Here is a 21,720-nt window from a genome sequence, read left to right as displayed (position 1 = left end):
CCGAAACAAATCCAACCTCTTCGGCACCACCTCCTCACCCCGTAGCGCTTAATTCGTAACGCGCTGCAGCGAAAGAGCTGCGCATTATAAAGAATTATCAGAAACCGTCAACAACATTCACAAAAATAATTCTCGGCGCAACTTATCGGGGGCTTGGCCTTTATACATTCACATCCAGCAGACACGCCCTCAAGGGGAACACTCGTCCCACCGGTAACGTCCAACTCTCAAAAGGTACCGTCCGTATCGTGCAGCTGGGTCTGGAGATTTTCGGCCGCACGCTCCGATACAACCAGCGTCAATTTCATCGTAGCACGCGTGGCTCCAACAAAAAGCCGTCGCACAGCTTTGTCCTCGAGACTTTCAAAATCCACTTCGGTAAGGATCACACAGGGAGCGGCCCGGCCCTTGAAGCGCAACACGGAGTCGGTGAGGATATCGCCCTCGGTCAGGATCGGATTACCCAGCAGGTCGTAGCGCCCCGTCGGGGCCTTCAGCGAATAGGGGCCGAGCCTCGTGAAAGGCGTCAGCGCCGAATGCTCACGCCCGCGATAGCTGATCAACGCGATGTGCGAACGCTTGAAGCCCAGGCCAATGGCACGCGTGACAGCGCTGACCGAACGGGCCACCAGTTCGTCGAGCGTCGTGTAGGTCAGGATGTCGATGTCCGATCCGCTCAACGGACTGCCGGCCTCGACCGGGTGTTCCAACGGCAGCAATAGATTGAGGGACGCAAGGATGTCCTTCGGGCTGCGGTAATTGATGTCGGAACGCAGTGTCACCCAGCCCGGCAGCTGAACCTGCGGCAGGCCGTAGAGGTTCTGCATCGGATCCTCCAGCCACCAGGCCCGCCCGCCTGGGCGCAAGAAGCGCAGCAGGTTGTCGGCCCAGCGGGCATGGAAGTCCTGCCCTTCGTCGATAAGGATCTCGTCGAAACGATCTACCTCGTCCGGCACATGGTTGTCCAGAAAGCCTTCCAGCCGGGCGAAGGCGCCCTCACGGCTGAAATCCGGCACTTCTCCAGCCGCCTGGCAGACACGGTCGGCCAGTTGGTGATAGGTGAGGACCTGACCGCCCGGCGGAGCAATCAGCGCGATGTGATCGGCCAGCGGCCGGTTGTAGCAAACGTAGAGCGGCTTGCGCCCAGCGGCGAGCGCATCCCGATAGACGGCCATCGCCAGTTGGGTCTTGCCCGAACCGGCGGTGCCGATCACACGCAGGCGGAAGGGCTCACACTCGATGCGCCGCGCCCACTCCGCCAGGCCACCGGCCAACCGGGTGTACAGTGCATGGGCCTCGCCGACGACCGCATGCACTTCCGGGACCAATTGCAGAATGTCGCCAAGGAAGCGATGCAGCTTGTCCTTATAGAGAACCGACTCGCCCCGCGCCGGCAGGATGGAACGCACGGTGTGGGCCAGGTAATCCCGTTTGCTCGCATCGATGATGCGCGCCGGATCGATGCCCGCGGTGCCAGGCTGCTTCACGGTGTAGTCGGGGCAGAACAGCAGCGCGTCGACTTGCGGCGAGTCGATCCCGCAGATCCCCCTCAAACGCTGGGTCAGCGCATCAACGGTCCGCGCGAGCTGCAGCGGCACACTCTTGTCCTTCTGGGCATAGCGCTTCACCAGGCCCTCTGGCGTCTCGGCCAGGAAGCCGGATTTCTGTTCGATCAGCAGCAGCTTGCCGGTCGGCCCGACGACGGCGAAATCGATCTCGCCGACGATGGCGTGATTACCCTGCTGGACCCGCGTCCAGTGCACGCCGTGATAAACCGTGTAAGTGTCGTCCAACTCCGCGGCAAGAACAGCCAGGGTTTCGATTTCGCGCTGGGCGGCACCACTGGCCTTCAACTCGCGCCAGCCTTCGGGATGAATGACAGCCATGTCGGGGATTCTCGTGATCGGATCCGGTCCGGATCGCAACCCGGCCATTCTGTCAGCCCGGCCCACCGATTGTCATGCAGCCCGATGCAGCAGACGCTGCCATATATATGGAGGCCACTGTCGACGCCGAACCGCCGCAGCTGCAGATGCCCGGTTGATACCCGTCAAGGCCGGGCTCCCCTCCACACGGGGACAATGCCCAAAACCCTTCGGAAGGTGAGGCCATGTTCCGCATTTCGAGCTATATCCGAGAAATCACCACTCCCACTCCCCTCGGCCCACGCCGCGCGCCGCCGGGGCCAGTGGTCATCTGGAACCTGATCCGGCGCTGCAACCTGACCTGCAAGCACTGCTACTCGATCTCCGCCGACAAAGACTTCGCCGGCGAGCTCGACACGCAGGAGGTCTTCCGCGTGATGGACGACCTGAAGGCCTTCCGCGTGCCGGTGCTGATCCTTTCCGGCGGCGAACCCCTGCTGCGGCCCGACATCTTCGAGATCGCCGGTCGCGCCAAGGCGATGGGCTTCTATGTCGGCCTGTCGTCCAATGGCACCTTGATCGACAAAGACAACATCGATGCGATCGCCGCCACCAACTTCGACTACGTGGGCGTTAGCCTGGACGGTATCCGCGCGACCCACGACAGGTTCCGCCGCCTCGACGGCGCCTTCGAACGCTCGCTGGCCGGCCTGCGCCTGTGCCGCGAGCTGGGCGTGAAAGTCGGCGTACGCTTCACGATGACCCAGGACAACGCCGCCGACCTACCCGCCATACTCCAGCTGGTGGAGGACGAGAACATCGACCGCTTCTACTTCTCCCACCTCAACTACGCGGGGCGCGGCAACAAGAACCGCGCTGACGACGCCCATCATGTCCTCACCCGCAAGGCCATGGAACTGCTCTTCGACACGGCCTGGGATTGCGAACGGCGCGGCCTCGACAAGGACTTCACCACCGGCAACAACGACGCTGACGGCCCCTTCTTCCTGCACTGGGTGCAACAGCGCTTCCCGCAGCATGCGGCCCACGTGGAAGCCAAGCTGCGGCAATGGGGCGGCAACTCCAGCGGCGTCAATGTGGCCAACATCGACAACCTGGGCAACGTGCACCCGGACACCATGTGGTGGCACCACACCCTCGGCAATGTCCGCGAGCGCAAATTCGGCGACATCTGGACCGACCTGTCCGACCCACTGCTGGCCGGCCTCAAGCAGTCGCCGCGGCCGGTCAAGGGGCGCTGCTCCGACTGCCGCTACCTGTCCATCTGCAACGGCAACACCCGCGTGCGGGCCCAGCAACTGACCGGCGACCCATGGCAGGAAGATCCCGGCTGCTATCTGGACAACACCGAGATCGGCGTAGCCGACGGCGAGCGCCTGGAAGTGAAGCCGTGGGTCCGGCTGCAATCCGTCGCCTGAAACCGTAAGCCGTGGGGGCGAGTTCATCCGCCCACAGTCGGCTCAACAAAGTCCGCGGGCGACTGGACTCCCCCCGCCGGAAACCGACCCACAGGGAGCCGCCCCCAAGGACAGCCCCCTGCCTGGGACGGCCGCCCCAGTCCTGCGCCGCACACCATCTCCCAAGCCAAGGGATCCTCACAATGAACCGCCTCTTTTCCGCCATCGCCCTTGCCGCTCTGGCCTTCACCGCTCTACCGGCCCAGGCCGGCGCGCCGGAACTCTTCGCCCAGCACTGCGCCAGCTGCCATGGCACCGGCCGGCTGGGCGCGATGGGGCCCGCCCTGTTGCCGGAGAGCCTCGAACGCCTCAAACGCAAGGACGCCGTCGCGACGATCCGCGACGGCCGTAGCGCGACGCAGATGCAGCCCTTCTCGGCGGTGCTGTCTGCCGCCGAGATCGACGCCCTCGCCGACTGGATCTACTCGCCGGTCAGCCCCGCGCCCACATGGAGCGCCACCGACATCCGCGCCTCGCGCGTCGAACCCTACCCACCCGGCAGCCTGCCGGACGCCCGCCAGGGGGAAGTGGCCAAGGCCGACCCAATGAACCTGTTCATCGTCGTCGAAGCCGGCGACCACCACGTCAGCGTGCTCGACGGCGACCGCATGGAGCGCATATTCCGCTTCCCGTCCCGCTACGCGCTACACGGTGGCCCCAAGTTCACGCCGGACGGGCGCTACGTGTTCTTCGCGTCCCGCGACGGCTGGGTCAGCAAGTTCGACATCTGGAACCTGAAGATCGTCGCCGAGGTGCGCGCCGGCCTCAACACCCGCAACGCCGCCGTCTCCAGCGACGGCCGCTACGTGGCGGTGGCCAACTACCTGCCCGGCAACCTGGCCATCTTCGACGCTGACCTCAAGCTGCTCAAGCTCATCGACGGCCGCAACCTGAAGAGCGACGCCGCGTCGCGCATCTCGGCGGTGTACGACGCAGCGCCGCGCAAGAGTTTCGTGGTCGGCCTGAAGGACCTGCCGGAGATCTGGGAAATCTCCTACGACCCGGCCGCCAAGCCCTTCCACGACGGCTACGTACACGACTACAAGATGGGCGAAGCGATCTCCACGCCCGGCTACCTCAACCCGCGCCGTACGCTGCTCGAAGAACCCCTCGACGACTTCTTCTTCACCCAGGACTACACCAACGTGATCGGCGCCAACCGGGACGGACACGGCAAGGTCATCAACCTTGATGTCCGCCGGCCAATCAGCAACCTGGACCTGCCCGGCATGCCGCACCTGGGTTCCGGCATTTCCTGGCTGCGCGACGGCCGGCGCGTGGTGGCCAGCACCAACCTGAAGGACGCGCGGGTCAGCGTCATCGACATGCAGAACTGGCAGACCGTCGCAACCATTCCCACGCTGGGCCCCGGCTTCTTCCTGCGCAGTCACGAGAACAGCCCCTACGCGTGGGTCGATTCGATGATGAGCCCGACCGCCCGGGACACCCTGCAGGTCATCGACAAGCAGAGCCTGCAGGTCGTCGCCCAGATCCGCCCAGAGCCGGGCAAGACCTTTGCCCACGTGGAATTCGACCGCAACGGCCGTTACGTGATTGCCAGCCTGATGGAAAAGGATGGCGCGCTGATCTTCCTCGACGCGAAGACCTTCAAGGAGATCAAGCGCCTGCCGGCCTCGAAGCCGATCGGCAAGTACAACCTGTTCAACAAGATCCAGCGCTCGGAAGGCACCAGCCACTAGGCTGGCCGGATCTCAGCAGCCACACAGCACCCCGCGGGCAATCCGTCGCTTGAGCACGGTCAAGGCCCGCGTTTCCGGCAGGGGCCAATCTGTCACGGTCCCTGAGCAGCCCCAATCGGAGAAAACACCATGACCGATGCCCTGACCCCCGTCATCGTCGATGCCCGCGGCCTGATGCCGCCGGAGCCACTGAACCTGACCCTCGAAGCCCTCGACACCCTGCCGCCGGGCGGCGAGGTGATCCTGCTGATCTACCGGGAGCCGACGCCGCTGTACGACGTCCTCCGGCGCAACGGCTACACCCATCGCACCGAGATGAACAGCGATGGCGAATTCGCGATCCACATCCGCCACGCTGCGCCCTGAGCGGCGGGCCGCAGCCTCAGTCGTGTTCGGCCAGGCGGGCGGCGTCGTGGATCACGATGTGCTTGCCCTGCACCGAGATCAGGCCTGCGTCGGACAGCTCGTGAAAGATCCGCGACAGGGTTTCCGGCGTAAGGCTCAGGCGCGACGCGATCACCTGCTTGCTGGTCGGCAGCTCGACGCTGTGCGTGCCGTCCTTCGGCGCGCAGGGCGCGCTTTCGGCCAGTTGCAGCAGATAGCCGATGACCCGCTGGGTGGACGAGCGCAGCGCGTAGGACTCCACGTCCCGCACCATGGTGTGGAGGCGGATCGACATGCCGGCCAGCAGCTTGCGTGCAAAGCGCGGGTCCTGCTCGATCTGATCGAATACCGCCGCCGAACCAATGTGCAGCACCAGCGTGTCGGCCAGCGCCTCGCCGAGCACCGGGTAAGGCTGGTCGAGGAACATCACCGCCTCGCCGAAGCTCTGCAGCGGCCCGAGGATCTCGACGACCTTCTCGTTGCCCTGGGCGGACGTGAAAGCCAGCTTGATCTGCCCCCACACGACCAGGAAGAAGCCCTTCGGCAGATCGCCACGCTGGAACAGGCGGTCGCCCTTCTGCAGGCGCTTCTCCCGCGTCGCGGCGGCCAGGTGGGCCAGATCCTCCGGTGCCAGGGCGCTGAACAGGGGCATGCGGCTGAGCAAGCCGGGAATATCGATCTTGTCGGTGGACATGGCGCGGATTCTCGTGTTGGGCGAAATAGCAGCTACAGATTCTAACCTTCTCCGCCCCCCGGAAACCTCTGTACGGAGTCCTTACCCCTTTATGGATAAGCCCATCTCACTGCAGGCGCGCCCCACGGGTGCCGCGCCTCAACCCGCCGCCGAGCCGCCCGCTTCGGGTGCTGCGGTGCTCTTCGCTGCCCCCCACCGCGCCATGTTCCTGGCCGGCGCGGTGCAAACCCTGCTGGCCTTCGCACCGTGGGCGTGGGAGCTGCTGGCCCGCAATGGCCTGCTGCCGTCTCCCGTCTGGCCATGGCCGCCAGCCTGGGTTCATGGCCTGTGGGCCGCCTACGGCATCTTCCCGTTCTTCGTGTTCGGCTTCCTGCTGACCGCCATGCCGCGCTGGCAGGGCATGCCCGACACACCTGGCGCGGTGGCACGCCTGCCGTGGCTGCTGCTGGCGACCGGCTGGCTGTTGTTCGACGCTGGCTTGTTCGTCGTCACGCCAGCGCTGCGGATTGCCGGGCTAGCACTGGTGCTGGCCGGCTGGCTGCTGGTCCTGCGTGCGCTGTGGCCGGTGGCCTTCAAGCCGGAAGCCCAGCGCAAGCACGCGGGCACGGCCTGGTTCGCCCTCGCCGCCGGCGCGCTCGGCCTCGTCGCCTGGCTGGCTTTCGCGGCCGGTGGTGCCCCGCTGGCCGCCCGCATCGGCGTGTCCATCGGCGTGTGGTGGCTGCTCGCACCGCTGTTCATGGTGGTCAGCCACCGCATGATTCCCTTCTTCTCGTCGTCCGCCCTGCCCAAGTACGAACTCGTCCGCCCGGACTGGGCGCTGCAGGTACTGGTCGGCGCCAGCTTGGTTCACGGCCTGCTGGCCATGGCCGAGCACGACGCCTGGGCCTGGCCCGTCGACCTGGCCGCCGCCGGCACGGCCCTGTGGCTGAGCTGGAAATGGCAGTTCCGGCGCAGCTTCGCGGTGCGCCTGCTGGCCATGCTGCACATCGGCTTCCTGTGGCTGGGCATCGCCTGGCTGCTGGCCGGCGTGCAGGGCCTGCTGCACGCCTTCGGCATCGTCACCCTGGGCCTGGCGCCGCTGCATGCAATGGCGGTCGGCTTCTTCGCAACGATGACGCTGGCGATGGTGTCACGCGTCACTCTAGGCCACTCCGGGCGGCCGCTGGTGGCCGACGAACTGACCTGGCGGCTAACCCTCGGCCTCCACGCGGTCGCCGCGGCGCGGGTGCTGGCCGATGTGCTGCCCGGCGCCCAGACGGTGCTGCCGGCCATCGCTGCCATCGGCTGGCTGGCCGTGTTCACCCCGTGGGTCGTCCGCCTGGTGCCGATCTACCTGAGCCGGCGCGCCGACGGCAAGCCGGGCTGAGCCCGGCCGTCACCACCTTGCCGGCGAGGCGGCAAAGCACATCGTTTTCATGCGACCATGCGCGGACGCAGGCGGCTGACATGCCGCCCGCGTTTCCCGAAACAACCGCGCTATCGACATGGAATTCCTGACCGACCCGCAACTGCTGATCGCCTTCTTCACCCTGACCGCGCTGGAACTGGTGCTGGGCATCGACAACGTGATCTTCATCTCCATCTTGGTGGACAAGCTGCCGCCAGCCCAGCGCGGCACCGCCCGCCGCCTGGGGCTGTTCCTGGCGATGTTCATGCGGATCGGCCTGTTGATGCTGCTGTCGTGGCTGGCCGGGCTCACCGAACCCCTCGTCACGGTGCTGGAGCACGGCTTCTCCGGCCGCGACCTGATCCTGCTGGCCGGCGGCCTGTTCCTGGTCTGGAAGAGCACTCAGGAGGTGCACCAGCTGATGGAAGGCGAGGAAGGCGAAGCCTCCAGTGCCGTACAAGCCACCTTCGGCGCGGTGCTGGTGCAGATCATCCTGATCGACATCGTGTTCTCGTTGGATTCCATCATCACCGCCATCGGCATGGTCAATCACCTGCAGGTGATGATCGCCGCGGTGGTCGCCTCGGTGGGCCTGATGATGCTCGCCTCCGGCCCGATCGGCGACTTCGTGTCGCGCCACCCCACCGTCAAGATGCTGGCCTTGTCCTTCCTGCTGGTGATCGGCGTGGTGCTGATCGCCGACGCCTTCGGCCACCACGTGCCGAAGGGCTACATCTACTCGGCGATGGCCTTCTCGGTGCTGGTCGAAACCCTCAACCTGCGCATGCGCAGTCGCCAGGCCGCCAAGGCCGAGCCGGTCAAGCTGCACGCCGCCTATGCGCGGGAGGAGAAGCAATGACGGCCCCCTTCGGGCCGCTGACTCCCGATTTCGTGCTGTCGGCGGTGGAGGCCACCGGCCTCTTCTGCGACGGCCGGCTGCTGACCCTCAACAGCTACGAGAACCGCGTCTACCAGGTCGGCATTGAGGACGCCGCGCCGCTGGTCGCCAAGTTCTACCGCCCGGCGCGCTGGAGTGACGAGGCGATCCTTGAAGAACACACCTTCCTCGCCGAGTTGGCCGAGGCGGAGATCCCCGCCGTGCCGGCTCTGGAGATCGGCGGGCACACGCTGCACCACACGGACGGCTTCCGGCTAGCCCTGTTCCCGCGCCGCGGCGGCCGCGCGCCGGAGCTGGACGACCCGGAAGTACTCACCTGGCTGGGCCGCTTCCTCGGGCGCATCCACGCTATCGGCGCCCGCCAGCCCTTCGTCCACCGGCCGACTCTGGACATCCGCAGCTTCGGCGAGGAACCGCGTGACGCGCTGCTGGCCTCGCCCTTCCTGCCGCCGGAGCTGCGCGACACCTGGCTCTCGGTGGTAGACCAGGCCCTGGCCAGCGTACGCTGCTGCTTCGAACGGGCCGGCGAGCTGTCGCAGATCCGCCTGCACGGCGACGTGCACAGCGGCAACGTGCTATGGACCGACGCTGGCCCGCATTTCGTGGATTTCGACGACGCCCGCAACGGCCCGGCAATCCAGGACCTGTGGATGCTGCTGTCCGGCGACGCACCGGCAATGGCGCGCCAGCTCGACGCGGTGCTCGAAGGCTACGAGCAGTTCGCTACTTTCGAGCCGCGCAGCCTCAACCTGGTGGAAGCCCTGCGCACCCTGCGCCTGATCCACTACGCCGGCTGGATTGCCCGCCGTTGGGACGACCCGGCCTTCCCGGCCGCCTTCAGCTGGTTCGACACGCCGCGCTACTGGCAGGACCAGATCCTGGCACTGCGGGAACAGGTCGCACTGATGGACGAATCACCGCTGCTGCGGCAATTCTGATCGGGAAAAAGTCAGGCCGGCGCGGCCGCTTCGGGCGCCTTGAACTCGCCGGAACGGAAGGCGTCGAGCATGCGGCGCATGCGACCGGCGTCTTCGTCGGTAAAGCCGCGCTTGAAATCAGTGAGCACCAAGCGCGTACGGGTCGGCCAGTTACCGGGAGCGTCGTCGATGGCCAGCCACTGCACATCGCCGCCTTTGCGGGCCAGCCACTGGCGAGCCTCCCGCTCGCGCAGGCCATACAGCTCGTCGGGTTTGCGCGGAAAGATCGTCGGCGTAGTGTCGATGACCCGCGGCCGGATGTCTTCCGAAAAGCGTGCCACCAACTTGGGCAGCGAGAACAACGTACGCCAGTCGGACGCGATGACGACGCGCGTCTCCGGGTAGTCGCGCAGCACCGCTTCCAGCTCCGGCAGACAGCGGAAATCCTCCACCTCGCCCCAAGGATGGGTGACACCGTCGAAGTCGAGGAAGACATAAACCGGGCTCATCGGCCCGGCCACCGGAGCGGCGAGTTTTCGATCAGGATTTGACGCATCGCAACAATGACATACCAAAAAACCGGAAACTTAGCGTTAACGAAAAAACACCCGTGTAACAGACACGCTAGACTATTCTAAAGTCAGCGATTGCTGCAGTGCGGTAAATTTTCTTATCCCTACGGAGCCCCTCTATGAAGCCCATCATCAACCTCGAAGGCAAGGTTGGCCTGATCACCGGCATCGCCAACGAAAAATCCATCTCCACCGGGGTCGCCGAAGCCTGCATCGACGCTGGCGCCAAGGTCATCATCACCTACCAGAACGAGAAGACCCTGGCCTTCATCGAGCCCATCGTCAGCCGCCTGGGTGTCGAGGACGTGCTGCTGCTCGACGTGACCAAGCCCGAAATCGTCGATGATGTGTTCGCGCAGATCGACGCCAAGTACGGCAAGCTCGACTTCGCGATCCACTCCATGGCCTTCGCCAAGCGCGACGACCTGCACGGCCGCGTGGTGGACACCTCCGCCGACGGCTTTGCCTTGGCGATGGACGTGTCCACCCACTCCTTCGTGCGTCTGGCCCGCAAGGCCGAGCCGCTGCTCGAGAAGGCTGGCGGTGGTTCGCTGATCACCATGACCTACCTGGGCAGCGAGAAAGTCATCGCCAACTACGGCATGATGGGCCTGTGCAAGGCCGCGCTGGAAGCCGCCACCCGCTACATGGCCTTCGAGCTGGGCTCCAAGAACATCCGCGTCAACGCGATCTCCCCGGGCCCGCTGATGACCCGTGCCGCCTCTGGCATCGCCGGCTTCGACGGTCTGATGGCCGCCGCCGTCGAGCGCTCGCCGCTGCACCGCCTGGTCACACCGGAAGACATCGGCGCCCTCACGGCCTTCCTGGTCTCCGACGCGGGCCGCAACCTGTCCGGTGGCGTACACTTCGTGGATGCCGGCTACAACATCATCGGGTAACGCCACCCACTCCTCGATGACGGAACCGGACGCCGGGAGCGCATCGGGCGACATCATCGTCGCCCGCATCGCCGACCCGGTGCCGGCCCATCCGCTTCTCGACGGCCGACCCGAGCTCGGGCGCGGCGAGTCGTCCATCGTCCTCGACGCCGGCGACGGGGAACGGGTCTACAAGGTCGTCAGCTCCCCCGCCGATTATTACTACCTGGCCGCCGACGACCGCCCCACCGGCATCCACTTCCCACGCCTGTACCGGGACCACGGCGTGGTTGGCAAAGCCAGCAACGGCTACTCCTTCCGCCTGCTGGAAATCGAACGCCTTGAGCCGATCAGCGGCGAGGCCGAAGCCATGGCGCGCATCCTGTCGGAGGCCTACTGGCAGGGCTGCGAGAAATGGGCCAACCTGGGCGTCAACCGCGGCCGCCTGGCGCTGTACCACATCGCCCAGGCGCCTCCGCTGGGCCTGCCGGCGAGCATCGTGCAAGCCATCGCCGCGCTGTCCGACTTCATCGAGGAATACCCGGTCCAGCCGGACATCCTCAATCCCCACAACCTGATGATGCGCGCCGACGGCACCCTGGTCTTCTCCGACCCGGTATTCCTCCCCTGACACAACGTGGGTGCTCCACCCCATCCCGGGTGCGCATACGAAAAGCATTTTTGCAGAAACCAGGCGGCAAGCGCCTTTGTTACTGTCACAAAACATTCATTTGATTCAGCAGGACGCCTGTCGATAAATGTGCGGGTTTTCTGGTGCAACGCACAAGAAAACGCTCAAACCCGCATCGCCCTGCCGGGCCGACATGAAGTCATCCCCATGAGCATTCGACGCTATCTGATCATCCTCATCACCATCACCACCACGCTACTGCTGGCCGCCGGCACGGCCGGCCTGCTGATGTTCCATCACAACACGCGGTTGGTACGCAACCTCACCGACGACGCAATTCCCGGCGCATTGGCCGCCTCCGATCTGGGCGCCCAGCTCAAGCAAGTGCAGATCGTCCTCACCGAGATCGTCTACGCGCCCAGCGCCGACGTGGCGACCGGTGCCAAGGAAAAACTGCTGACCCAGCGCAAGGGGCTGCACGAAGCCCTCACTGCGCAGGGACCGTTGGCCCACTCCGATACCGAGAAGGCCATGCTCCACGAAGCGGAAGAAAGCCTGGCCCAGTACGAAGCAGCGATGGACGAAACCATCGAGCAGGCCGTGGCCGGCCAACGCACCATCGCCGAAGCAAGCCTGTACGCCAACGTGGCCCAGTACCAGCAGGAACTGCAGCAGATCCTCGAAACCCTGCGCGTCGAGAAGCGCCGCACCAAGGACCGCTCGGTAGCAGCCGTGGAAGAAGGCTTCGTGCAGACCCAGTGGATCCTGTCGATTGCCACCGGGCTGACGCTGGTCGTGCTGGTCGGCCTGGTGTTCCGCCTGCACGGCAACATCATCAAGCCCCTGCGTGCAATGGAAACCACGATGGCCTCCATCGCCACCTCGCTGGACTTCACGCAACGCGTGCCGGTGGTCCGCGACGATGAAATCGGCCAGTCCGTGCGCGCCTTCAACAGCCTGATCGACACGCTGCAGGCCAGCCTCGGCGAGATGGTCGAGGTGATCCGCCGCAACGAGGTGGCCTCCATCGAGATGCACCAGTCGGCCGCCGCCATCGCCCGCCTGGCTTCCAACGGCACCCAATCGTCCCAGGCCATCCACTCAGCAGTGCAGCAGATCCAGGCCCACATCGTCGACATCGACCGGGAAACCCGCCAGGCCGGCGAAATCAGCAGCGACTCCAGCGCCCGCGCCACCGAAAACAGCGCGGTGATCCGCAACGCCGCTGGCCGCATCGAGCAACTCGCCATCAGCATCGACAACGCGTCGCAGCGCGTCTTCGACCTCGCCTCTTCAGTCGTCAAGGTTGAAGCCGTCGTTTCCGAGATCCGCCAGATCGCCGACCAGACCAATCTGCTGGCACTCAACGCCGCCATCGAGGCGGCCCGTGCCGGCGAATCGGGACGCGGCTTCGCGGTGGTGGCCGACGAGGTGCGCAAACTGGCCGAGCGTGCCGCCGGCTCCACTGAACTGATCAACCAGCACATCTCGGAGATCCGCACGACATCCCGCGACTCGACCGAGCTGATGCAAAAGGTCATCGGCGAGATGCAGGAAAGCACCACGCTGACCCAGAGCGCCGGCAACGCGGTGGAACGCATCGAAGATTCGACCGGCAAGGTCATCCACGTGGTGAACGAAATCACCCGCTTGGTCGCTATCGGCCAATCGTCCAGCGACGAGATCGTCGGTCAGGTCGGCATGATCGACAACCTCCTCGGCGATGCCAACAATGCGGCACTGCACACCAAGCAGGCCGCCGACTCGATCCGCGACATCTCCCAGCACATGGCGCGCATCGTGGAACGCTTCCGAATCGGCGGCCCGGCGCTTGCATCAGCGCGCTAAACGCTCCGGCTTGGCCTAAAATCCGCAGCGCTTCGCGGGGCCCGGCCCCGCACCCTCAACACGGAGAACCTGCATGTCCGGCGATCATTTCCATGTCCACGGCCCCCACGACCACGCGGTCGAGCACGCCAGCCACGGCGGCGACAGCTTCGCGTCGCGCATCGCGGCGATGACGGCGGTCCTCGCCACCCTCGGCGCACTGTTCAGCTACGCCGGCGGCGCCACCCAGAACGACGCGCTGATGCACAAGAACGAGGCCGCCATCCGCAAGACGGAAGCCTCCAACCAGTGGGGCTACTACCAGGCCAAGAGTTCCAAGCAGAACATCGCCGAACTGGCCGTCGCGCTGACCAGCGGCGACGCCCAGACCCGTTACCAGTCGGAAATCGAGCGCTACAAGCACGAGAAGGAAGACATCAAGAGCAAGGCCGAGAAGCTGGAAGCCTCCGCCACCGAGGCAGAGGAAGCCAGCGAGCACTCCATGCACGAGCACCACCGCTGGGCCCAGGCGATGACCGCCATGCAGGTCGCCATCTCGCTGGCGGCGATCACCCTGCTGACCCGCAAGAAATGGATGGAATGGGCCTCCATCGGGGTAGCCGGCGCAGGCTGCGCGATCGCGGCGGTAGCCCTGCTCCACCTGTGAAACCCAAAGTGGTCAGAATGCCTTGACAGCCTGACCGACGCTGCGGAGCATGGAGCGAGTCCAACGTCAGGGGGGCCGCACTATGCAAGACCGTACACCCTCCAGCGAACAAGGCAGTGCATGGCGGCCCTGGCGCCGCCTCGCCGAGGCCTTCGCCATCATCGCCGGCCTCGCCATACTGAGCCCAGCCCACGCCGACAAACCCTACCAGTACTACGTGGTCGGCAACCCCGCCGACGCCAGTTCCAGCCAGCCGCCCCGCGAACCCTCCGCGCTGCTGATGGGCGGCGGCCCCGACGTGGATGCGGCCTTCCAGTGGATGATCGCCCGCGCCGGCGGCGGGGATTTCGTGGTGATCCGCGCCACCGGCACCGACGCCTTCGTGATCGACCGCATCAACAAGGCCGAAGCGCTGTTCATCGCCGGTGGCGACCAGGCCGACTACATCAACTTCTGGAAGGGCACCGGCGTCGAACAGGCCATCAACAACCTGATCGCCCGGAAGGTGCCGATCGGCGGCACCAGCGCCGGCCTGGCAGTACTCGGACAGTTCGATTTCGCGGCGCTCAACGGCACCGTCTATTCCGACGACGCACTGAGCAATCCGTACACCAAGCGGGTGACCCTCGACCGGGGCTTCATCACTGCATCAGGGCTCGATTTCGTGATCACCGACGCCCACCTGGGCACCCGCGACCGCATGGGCCGGCTGGTCACCTTCCTGGCGCGCATTGTGCAGGACGGCTGGTCGGGCATGGCGCTCGGCATCGGCTCGGTGTATTTCCTGCAGACCAACGGCCTGCCGCAAGTTTGCCAGCCCCGTACGCCACTCACCTACCACAATGTCGGCGTGCAACGCCTGTCCGGCAACGGCCGCTTCAATCTTCAGAACTGGCGCGGCTACGATGGCGCCACCACCAACTACAACCTGTCCGCCGAGAGCGGCACGCTGTACTCGACGCAGACTGGCGGGGCGATCTACTGATCGGATTGGAGCCCGGAACCATGCCATCCTGGCTGACACTTGCCATCATCGGGATTTCCGGCGGCCTGGCCGCCGGAGTCTTCGGCATCGGAGGTGGCGTGATCCTTGTGCCTGCGCTGGTGTATTGGGCTGGTTTTTCCCAGCACCTCGCGACGGGCACGACCCTCGCGGTGCTACTGCCGCCGATCGGGCTGGCTGCCGCCTACGAGTATTATCGCAACGGCAACGTGGACATCCGGGCCGCGTTGATCCTGGCCCTGATGATGTTCTTGGGCGCATGGCTCGGTGCCATCGTGGCCAACCGGATGAATGCGGCCTACCTCCGCCTGGCATTCGGACTTTTCGTGTGCGGACTGGGCCTCAACCTGGTCGTCAGCGCCTGCAAACGCATCGGCTGGATTTAAGCAGGGCGACCGTGGTGGCCGCCCTGCCGCCCTGCCGCCCCTCAGATCACCGCGTCCTTCACTTCGCCGCCGAGGGCTTCCAGCACGGCCGGGATCAGACGCGACAGTTCGCCGCTCATCAGCGCGAAGTCGGCCTCGATCTGCATGTCGGTGGCGTCGGCCTGGCGCTCGGCCTCTTCCTTGATGATGTCGAGGAAGGCCAGGCGCTTGATCTCCATCTTCTCGGTGAGCATGAAGGAGATGCGGTCGTCGAAAGTCAGTGCCAACCGTGTCGGCAGTTTGCCGGCGGCCAGGTGATCCTGCACGTCCTTGCCGTCCAGCGCGTGGCGCACGTAGCGCACCGCGGCCTTCTCGTCGGTCACCGCGCGCAGCTCGCAGTCCAGGTCGATGGTGAAGTTGCCGTTCGCCTCGTTGGCGGCCAGCCAGTCGGTCATCACCGACACCGGCGACAGCTGGGTCTTGACCATCTTCACCGGCAACTCGTCCAGCGTGTCGCGCAGGGCCTCAAGGACTTCCTCGGCGCGGGCCTGGCTGGCGGCGTCAATAACCAGCCAGCCGCCCACCGGGTCGATCCAGCTGAACACCTTGCGGCGGCGCGTGAAGGCGCGCGGCAGCAGTTCCTGCAGCACCGCCTCCTTGATTTCCTTCATCTGCTTGCGGCCGGGCTTGTAGCCCTGCTGGGCCTCGATCATCTCGGCCTTGTCGGCCGCCACCTCATTGACCACCGACGAAGGCAGCAGCTTCTGCTCGACGGCCAGTGCGACCAGGAAATGGCCGCCGACCGCCAGCACGAAGCGGTCGTCCTTGGTCGGCGAACTCCAGCCGCGGGTCGCCATGTCCTGGCTGCCGCAGGGCTGGAAGGGCCGCGCGGCGAGCTTCTCGGCGAGGGCTTCGGCAGTCAGGCCCCAGTTTTCGGGAAGACGGTAGATCTGGAGATTGCGGAACCACATGGGGGATTACATCCGTGCTGATGGAGAAGAGGCGGCATTGTAGCCCCTCGGGCCCGACGCACCAGGCCGTTCGATGAAGCGGAAACGGTTGACGCTCTGAATTTCAGAGTAATAAACTCTGAACTACAGAGTAAATCCATCCGGAATCAGCCGACCATGTCCGACCCGATCGTCCGCCAGCTCGACAGCATCCAATCCATGCTCACCCGCGGCCAACGCAATCTGCGCATGGAACGTCACAGCCTGATCCTGTGGGGCTTGGCCGGCGCCGGGCTGTTCCTGGCCAGCGACGCCGTTCTCACAGCCGAACAGATCTCCGACACCACACAACGGGCCATCGCCTGGCTGCTCCTCATCGCAACCATTCTGGGCGGTACCGGCTTTGCCGACTGGCACCTGACCCGGCGCGTCAAGGAAGCTCGGGACGAAACCTGGTCTTTCATCCATCGTCAGGTGGTCAAGTTGCTGTGGCTGCTGATGGGTGTCGGAGCGCTGTTCACCTTTGCCACCTTCTTCTTCGGCGGTGCCTACATGCTGTGCACCGTATGGCTGGTGCTGATCGGCCTCGCCCTCTACGTGCATGGCCTGTTTTCCGAAGAGGTGCTGGAGTGGGCCGGCGGCATCATCATCGCCATCGGCATCGCAGGCCTCGCGGCACGGCTGCCCTTCGAAACAATGAAGTGGATCGCCACCGCGGTGTTCGGCCTTGGCCTGCCGCTGCTGTCCCTGCTCGTCGATCACGGCCGGGAACGCACCTTCGTGCTACGCCTGGCCCAGGCCGCCGGCTGGACCGTAGTCGTGCTGGCTGCGCCACTGATCGCCCACCGCTACGCGTCAGCCAGTCTGCCACCGGAACTGCCGGTCATCTCCCTGGAGGACTACCGGAGCGGCGCCGACGTGGCGGGCCTGCGCATCGTCAGCCTGCCAGCCGGTACCCGGGTGCCGGTCAAGGTCGAGTTGTCCGGTGACCTGTTCCGCCCCACACCAGACGCCATCCTGCCTCTGACCCTCGATCAGACGGTGGAGATCATGCTGCGGGACGGCCTGCCCACCGGCGACATCCGCGCCCCCGGCGGCATCTGGCTGCTGGCCCGGGAAACCCACTGGATCTCCATCCCGTGGATGAAGGCCAGCCTCGATCCAGCCCATGGACCGATAGTCGAATCCGCCCTGGTCGTCGATTTCCACGGCACACCGCACCACTGAAACCCTGAAACCCTTTCCCACTGAAGGAGCTTCACCATGATCCTGCGACCTCTCGGTGCCCTGGCGGCGCTCGCTCTGGCCGGCTGCGCCAGCTTCGGCCAGCCCGGTGCCGATGAACTGGCCAGACTGCCGGTCGTCCGCTTCGGCGAACAGGCCCCGGCCGGGCAGCCCCATATCCTCCTGTACCCGGCGGGCGCACCACTCCCCGTTGAAGCACACATCCACGGCAGCCTGCTGGAAGCCGAAGCACGCAGCACCCTCAGCGTGCGCCTCAAGCAGGACGTCTACACCTACAAACAATGGGCCAGCCTGGACGGCAAGACCTGGCGGCGGCACGACGAGATCGTCACCGGCCGGTTCGAAATCCGCGTACCCGGCGATCAGGACGGGCGCAATCCCGGCTCGATGCGCGCAGAATTCAACCTGAAATAAGACTGCAAGGCCCGCCCCGGCGGGCCCAAGCCCATGGAAGCTCTCGACCCCCTCCTCCACCAGCCCCTGCGCACCCAGCTTGCCGCCTTCCTGGCCGGCGCCGGTGAAGCCAGCTTTACCGAACTCAAACGCAACCTCCAGGTTTCCGACGGAAACCTGGAATCCCATCTGAAGAAGCTGATCGCCGCCGACTATGTCTCCTTGCGCCGCATCGAAGGCCCTGGTCGCGCACAGACCAGCTACAGCCTCACGCCCACCGGCCTGGATGCCTTGCAGCGCTACATCAAGGCGCTGCAGAAGCTGCTGCCCCTGGGCAACCGGGACGCGGCCGAAGGTACCTGGAACGGCCAGGCCACGGCGGGCTGACGGCGTGAAACGTCCAGCTCCACAGCTGCAGGCCGTACTGCTACCCTGCCTGATGTTCGCTGGCTTCATCGCCTACGATCGAATGCTCGCACTGGTCATCCTGCTGATGCCCATCCCGCAGGACAGTCCACTGGAAATCGCAATCCTGATGAGCCGGGGCTTCCTCGCTGCAACCTTGCTGGCAGCGCTGGCGGCCCGGCCTCTGGGCTGGCTATACGGTCCACGGGCCGTGCCGATGGCCGCACTGATTACCCTGCCAGTGCTCGTTCAACGCATGCCGGCACTGCTGGATACCGGACGATCCACTCTGGCGATCTTCCTGTCAGCCTGGGAGATACTGAGCTTCATCACTCTGCTGGTGGGCGCCACCTGGCTGGCCCAGCGTGTGCGCAAGGATCCGTCAGTCGCCTGAGACGGCGGCCTCACCCCGCCAGCCGTTCTCAAAGACCACCGTCTCCAGCGGCATGCGCTCGGCCCACTGGTGGATCTCCAGCATCGGCCTGGGATAGAACTCGTCCACGTGGCCAATACACAGGATGGCGACCGGACGCGCGCCGGCCGGCATGTCGAGCAACGTGGCCAGATCCACCGGGTCGAAGATCGACACCCAGCCGAGGCCGATGCCTTCGGCGCGTGCTGCCAGCCACATGTTCTGGATCGCGCAGGCCACCGAGGCGAGATCCATCTCGGGCAGCGTGCGGCGGCCGAAGACGTGTTTCTCGCGGCCGTCGGCCAGCGCCACGACGATCACCTCGCCGGCTTCGAGCAAACCCTCCACCTTGAGGCGCATGAAGTCCTCCTCCCGCTCGCCGAGGGCGCGGGCGGTGTTGCGGCGTTCCTTCTCGACCAGCACGTGCATGCGCTCGCGCAGCCCCCGATCGGTGATGCGGATGAAGCGCCACGGCTGCATGTAGCCGACGCTGGGAGCGTGGTGGGCGGCCCACAGCAGGCGCGCCAGAATCTCGGGATCGACCGGGTCGGGGCGAAAGTGGCGCATGTCGCGCCGCTCGGCGATCACGCGGTAGATCGCGTCGACATCGGCATCCGGGAAACGGTGGGAATCAGCCATGATGGAATCCTGTGAGAGCCATGGTAGCGGCCCGTGACGGTATCAAAGCCCGGCAGCCCATGCAGCGGCCGGCTGGCGGCAATTTAATCGTCGAGCAGGCGGACACGGACCTTCTTGCCCTTGATCTTGCCATCGGCAAGACGCTTCAGGGCCTGGCGGACGATGTCGCGCCGCACGGCCACATACGTGGATTGCTCGGTCACATTGATCTTGCCGATCTGCTCGGCGGCGAAGCCGGCCTCGCCGGTCAGCGCGCCGAGCACGTCGCCGGGACGGATCTTGTCCTTGCGCCCGCCGAGGATCTGCAAGGTCGCCATCGGCGGCAGCAGCGGCGCGGCGTTCTCGGCCTGCAGCTCGGCGATGGATTCCCACTGCGGCTCGAAACCCTGGCTGCGGGCGATGTTGCCGACGCGATTCTTCTCGTTGGGGCCGACCAGGCTCAGTGCCCAACCGTCCCGCTCGGCGCGGCCGGTGCGGCCGACGCGGTGCACATGCACCTCCGGGTCGGGCGTCACGTCCACGTTGATCACCGCTTCCAGGCCGGCGATGTCTAGGCCGCGGGCGGCCACATCGGTCCCCACCAGCACGGAGCAGCTGCGATTGGCGAAGCGCACCAGCACCTGGTCGCGCTCGCGCTGGTCGAGGTCACCGTGCAGGGCCAGCGCATGGATGCCTTCGGCGTGCAGCGTATCCACCAGGTCGCGGCACTGCTGCTTGGTGTTGCAGAAGGCCAGCGTGCTCTCCGGGCGGTAATGGCGCAGCAGCAGGCCGACGGCGGCCAGGCGCTGCTCCCGTGTCACCTCGTAGAAGCGCTGGCGGATCTTGTCGGCCTCGTGCTGTTCGGCCAGCGCGATCTCCCGCGGCTGGCGCATGAACTGGCGGGCCAGGCGTACCACGCCCTCCGGGTAGGTGGCCGAGAACAGCAGGGTCTGGCGGTCCCTCGGGCAGGCCTTGGCGACGTAGGCGATGTCATCGAAGAAGCCCATGTCGAGCATGCGGTCGGCCTCGTCGAGGACCAGCGCGCGCAGGGCGTCGAGCTTGAGGCTGCCGCGGGACAGATGATCCATCAGGCGGCCCGGCGTACCGACAACGATGTGCGCGCCGTGGGCCAGGCTGTCGGCCTGTGGCCGGATCGGCGTGCCACCGCACAGGCTGAGGACCTTGATGTTCTCTTCGGCGCGGGCCAGGCGGCGGATTTCCTGGGCGACCTGCTCGGCCAGCTCGCGGGTCGGGCACAGCACCAGGGCCTGCACGGCGAAGCTGCGTGCGTCGAGGCGGTCCAGCAGCGGCAGCGCGAAGGCCGCCGTCTTGCCACTACCGGTCTTGGCCTGGGCGATCAGGTCGTCGCCGGCCAGGGCCACCGGCAGCGCGGCGGCCTGGATCGGCGTCATCGTGTGGTAGCCGAGGCGCGTAAGGTTGGCGATCACCGCGGCCGGCAAGGGCAGCTGGTCGAAGGGCGCCGGGACGGCAGCGACAGGAGGCGGAACGAAAGTGGCCTCGGGGGCGGCGGAATCAGCGTCCGGCAGCGGGGGGAGAATCGAGCTCATGCGGGATTATCCCGGAAAGCCCCGCCGGCTGCTCGCCAAGCAGGCCAATGCCCCCAACTCAGTTGCTGTTCAGGTGCAGGCGTGCCCGCTCCCGCGCGAGCCGCTCCTGCACGCGGCGCTGCTCCTCTTCCTCGGCATGGCGTTGCTGCTCTTCCTTCTGGCGCTGCTCGTACTCGGCCTTGCGGCGGGCCGACTCCTCGGCCTGCTGCAGCTCGGACGACACCCGGTCGGCGTAATAGCCGCGCTCCTGCAGGGCCCGCTCGCGCTGGCGCTCCTCCTCCTTGCGGGCATACTCGGCGCGCTGTTCCTCATTGCGGCGCACCGACTCCGCCCGCTGGCGGCGCTCGGCAGCTTCCTGCTCGGCAATCTCCTGCTCGGACAGATCGCCATACATCTGGCGCCGCTCGGCCGCGATGACTTTCTGCTGCGCCTCCGCAGCCCCGTCACCGCTGGTCACCCGGCGGAACGCGAAGACCGAAAAGAAGATCTGGATCAACATACCGATGATCATCAGCGTGCCGATCACCCCCAGCATGATGCGCAGCGGCGAGCGCTTGGCGGCCTTTATCTCCACCTGCAGCGGCAACGGATCCTTGGCCAGCAGCGGTTCGACGACGGCTTCAGCGACGGCCGGCTGGCTGCGCGCCAGGCCTGCGTCGTAGGCGGCCCGCCGACCCGGGTCGGCAAGAATCCATACAGCCTCGCGGATCGCTTTCAGCTTGTTGTCTGCATCGGCGGGCGGCAGGCCGTGATTGCCCGACTGGTAGTGGCGGGTCAGGCGCAGGTGAGCGGCCTGGATATCGGCTTCGCTGGCGGTGGGCACCAGCCCGAGCAAGTCATAGAGCGTGGTCCTGGCTTTCATG

The 21,720-nt window shown here is 65.9% G+C and carries 23 protein-coding genes; 16 read left to right on the top strand and 7 right to left on the bottom strand.

Translation table 11 applies throughout. The features are described 5' to 3' along the window. Positions 1 to 227 precede the first annotated feature (227 nt). Positions 228 to 1,886 (bottom strand): ATP-binding domain-containing protein, encoded by a 1,659-nt coding sequence (locus AC1PPK_RS04500; RefSeq protein WP_481116656.1) that lies wholly within the window; start codon positions 1,884 to 1,886, stop codon positions 228 to 230. 224 nt (positions 1,887 to 2,110) lie between these two features. On the opposite strand from AC1PPK_RS04500, the gene nirJ reads away from it, so the two are divergent. The 3 genes from nirJ to AC1PPK_RS04485 all read left to right on the top strand — a co-directional run bounded on the left by nirJ (position 2,111) and on the right by AC1PPK_RS04485 (position 5,409). Continuing rightward, a complete protein-coding gene (gene nirJ / locus AC1PPK_RS04495) occupies positions 2,111 to 3,304 on the top strand; it encodes a heme d1 biosynthesis radical SAM protein NirJ (protein ID WP_481116655.1) in 1,194 nt (397 codons plus the stop codon). 182 nt (positions 3,305 to 3,486) lie between these two features. Then, on the top strand, positions 3,487 to 5,043 hold the full coding sequence (locus AC1PPK_RS04490) for a cytochrome D1 domain-containing protein (RefSeq protein WP_481116654.1): 1,557 nt from the start codon (positions 3,487 to 3,489) through the stop codon (positions 5,041 to 5,043). Positions 5,044 to 5,172: 129 nt separating this feature from the next. Next, entirely contained in the window at positions 5,173 to 5,409 is a 237-nt protein-coding gene (locus AC1PPK_RS04485) for a DUF2249 domain-containing protein (RefSeq protein ID WP_481116653.1), read from the top strand. A 16-nt stretch (positions 5,410 to 5,425) separates the two neighbouring features. Here the strand turns inward: AC1PPK_RS04485 and AC1PPK_RS04480 are convergent, their stop codons facing one another. Further along, positions 5,426 to 6,121, bottom strand: coding sequence for a Crp/Fnr family transcriptional regulator (locus tag AC1PPK_RS04480; RefSeq protein ID WP_481116652.1), 696 nt, complete (start codon positions 6,119 to 6,121; stop codon positions 5,426 to 5,428). Between the two features lie 91 nt (positions 6,122 to 6,212). Between AC1PPK_RS04480 and AC1PPK_RS04475 the strand changes: the two genes are divergently transcribed. The 3 genes from AC1PPK_RS04475 to AC1PPK_RS04465 all read left to right on the top strand — a co-directional run bounded on the left by AC1PPK_RS04475 (position 6,213) and on the right by AC1PPK_RS04465 (position 9,344). Continuing rightward, complete coding sequence (locus tag AC1PPK_RS04475; protein ID WP_481116651.1) at positions 6,213 to 7,487, top strand: NnrS family protein; 1,275 nt, start codon at positions 6,213 to 6,215, stop codon at positions 7,485 to 7,487. A gap of 118 nt (positions 7,488 to 7,605) precedes the next feature. Then, positions 7,606 to 8,367, top strand: coding sequence for a TerC family protein (locus AC1PPK_RS04470; protein ID WP_481116650.1), 762 nt, complete (start codon positions 7,606 to 7,608; stop codon positions 8,365 to 8,367). After that, positions 8,364 to 9,344: a serine/threonine protein kinase gene (locus tag AC1PPK_RS04465; RefSeq protein WP_481116649.1), complete on the top strand. Its 981-nt coding sequence runs from the start codon at positions 8,364 to 8,366 to the stop codon at positions 9,342 to 9,344. The genes AC1PPK_RS04470 and AC1PPK_RS04465 overlap by 4 nt, the downstream gene beginning before the upstream one ends. Before the next feature lie 11 nt (positions 9,345 to 9,355). Here AC1PPK_RS04465 and AC1PPK_RS04460 read toward each other — a convergent pair whose 3' ends face one another. Next, on the bottom strand, positions 9,356 to 9,832 hold the full coding sequence (locus tag AC1PPK_RS04460) for an HAD domain-containing protein (protein WP_481116648.1): 477 nt from the start codon (positions 9,830 to 9,832) through the stop codon (positions 9,356 to 9,358). A 182-nt stretch (positions 9,833 to 10,014) separates the two neighbouring features. On the opposite strand from AC1PPK_RS04460, the gene fabI reads away from it, so the two are divergent. The 6 genes from fabI to AC1PPK_RS04430 all read left to right on the top strand — a co-directional run bounded on the left by fabI (position 10,015) and on the right by AC1PPK_RS04430 (position 15,287). Further along, positions 10,015 to 10,794 carry an enoyl-ACP reductase FabI gene (gene fabI, locus AC1PPK_RS04455; RefSeq protein WP_481116647.1) on the top strand — a complete coding sequence of 260 codons (780 nt, stop codon included), beginning with the start codon at positions 10,015 to 10,017 and terminating at the stop codon, positions 10,792 to 10,794. Between the two features lie 16 nt (positions 10,795 to 10,810). Beyond that, complete coding sequence (locus AC1PPK_RS04450; RefSeq protein WP_481116646.1) at positions 10,811 to 11,404, top strand: hypothetical protein; 594 nt, start codon at positions 10,811 to 10,813, stop codon at positions 11,402 to 11,404. Between the two features lie 207 nt (positions 11,405 to 11,611). Beyond that, entirely contained in the window at positions 11,612 to 13,252 is a 1,641-nt protein-coding gene (locus tag AC1PPK_RS04445) for a methyl-accepting chemotaxis protein (protein ID WP_481116645.1), read from the top strand. A gap of 73 nt (positions 13,253 to 13,325) precedes the next feature. Beyond that, positions 13,326 to 13,898 carry a DUF4337 domain-containing protein gene (locus AC1PPK_RS04440; RefSeq protein ID WP_481116644.1) on the top strand — a complete coding sequence of 191 codons (573 nt, stop codon included), beginning with the start codon at positions 13,326 to 13,328 and terminating at the stop codon, positions 13,896 to 13,898. Positions 13,899 to 13,980: 82 nt separating this feature from the next. After that, entirely contained in the window at positions 13,981 to 14,883 is a 903-nt protein-coding gene (locus AC1PPK_RS04435) for a cyanophycinase (RefSeq protein WP_481116643.1), read from the top strand. A 20-nt stretch (positions 14,884 to 14,903) separates the two neighbouring features. Next, positions 14,904 to 15,287 carry a TSUP family transporter gene (locus tag AC1PPK_RS04430; protein WP_481116642.1) on the top strand — a complete coding sequence of 128 codons (384 nt, stop codon included), beginning with the start codon at positions 14,904 to 14,906 and terminating at the stop codon, positions 15,285 to 15,287. A gap of 41 nt (positions 15,288 to 15,328) precedes the next feature. Here the strand turns inward: AC1PPK_RS04430 and AC1PPK_RS04425 are convergent, their stop codons facing one another. Then, positions 15,329 to 16,237: a recombination-associated protein RdgC gene (locus AC1PPK_RS04425; RefSeq protein WP_481116641.1), complete on the bottom strand. Its 909-nt coding sequence runs from the start codon at positions 16,235 to 16,237 to the stop codon at positions 15,329 to 15,331. Between the two features lie 156 nt (positions 16,238 to 16,393). Between AC1PPK_RS04425 and AC1PPK_RS04420 the strand changes: the two genes are divergently transcribed. From AC1PPK_RS04420 to AC1PPK_RS04405, 4 genes are read left to right on the top strand one after another with little or no spacing between them, the layout of a single operon-like run. Further along, positions 16,394 to 17,443 carry a hypothetical protein gene (locus AC1PPK_RS04420; RefSeq protein WP_481116640.1) on the top strand — a complete coding sequence of 350 codons (1,050 nt, stop codon included), beginning with the start codon at positions 16,394 to 16,396 and terminating at the stop codon, positions 17,441 to 17,443. 36 nt (positions 17,444 to 17,479) lie between these two features. Beyond that, positions 17,480 to 17,875 (top strand): hypothetical protein, encoded by a 396-nt coding sequence (locus AC1PPK_RS04415; RefSeq protein WP_481116639.1) that lies wholly within the window; start codon positions 17,480 to 17,482, stop codon positions 17,873 to 17,875. 33 nt (positions 17,876 to 17,908) lie between these two features. Beyond that, a complete protein-coding gene (locus tag AC1PPK_RS04410; protein ID WP_481116638.1) occupies positions 17,909 to 18,241 on the top strand; it encodes a transcriptional regulator in 333 nt (110 codons plus the stop codon). Between the two features lie 4 nt (positions 18,242 to 18,245). Next, on the top strand, positions 18,246 to 18,653 hold the full coding sequence (locus tag AC1PPK_RS04405) for a hypothetical protein (RefSeq protein ID WP_481116637.1): 408 nt from the start codon (positions 18,246 to 18,248) through the stop codon (positions 18,651 to 18,653). Here AC1PPK_RS04405 and bluB read toward each other — a convergent pair. The 3 genes from bluB to AC1PPK_RS04390 form a co-directional block, all read right to left on the bottom strand. Further along, complete coding sequence (gene bluB, locus AC1PPK_RS04400) at positions 18,642 to 19,310, bottom strand: 5,6-dimethylbenzimidazole synthase (protein WP_481116636.1); 669 nt, start codon at positions 19,308 to 19,310, stop codon at positions 18,642 to 18,644. The two genes, AC1PPK_RS04405 and bluB, sit on opposite strands and share 12 nt — an antisense overlap. Before the next feature lie 83 nt (positions 19,311 to 19,393). Further along, positions 19,394 to 20,857 (bottom strand): ATP-dependent RNA helicase DbpA, encoded by a 1,464-nt coding sequence (dbpA, locus tag AC1PPK_RS04395; protein ID WP_481116635.1) that lies wholly within the window; start codon positions 20,855 to 20,857, stop codon positions 19,394 to 19,396. A 58-nt stretch (positions 20,858 to 20,915) separates the two neighbouring features. Beyond that, a complete protein-coding gene (locus AC1PPK_RS04390) occupies positions 20,916 to 21,719 on the bottom strand; it encodes a J domain-containing protein (RefSeq protein ID WP_481116634.1) in 804 nt (267 codons plus the stop codon). Between the last annotated feature and the right edge of the window lies 1 nt (position 21,720).

It is taken from the genome of Zoogloea sp. JDB1, assembly GCF_056724025.1.
The sequence above is the reverse complement of the archived record's forward strand: the minus strand, read 5'-3'. Positions and strand labels throughout refer to the sequence as shown.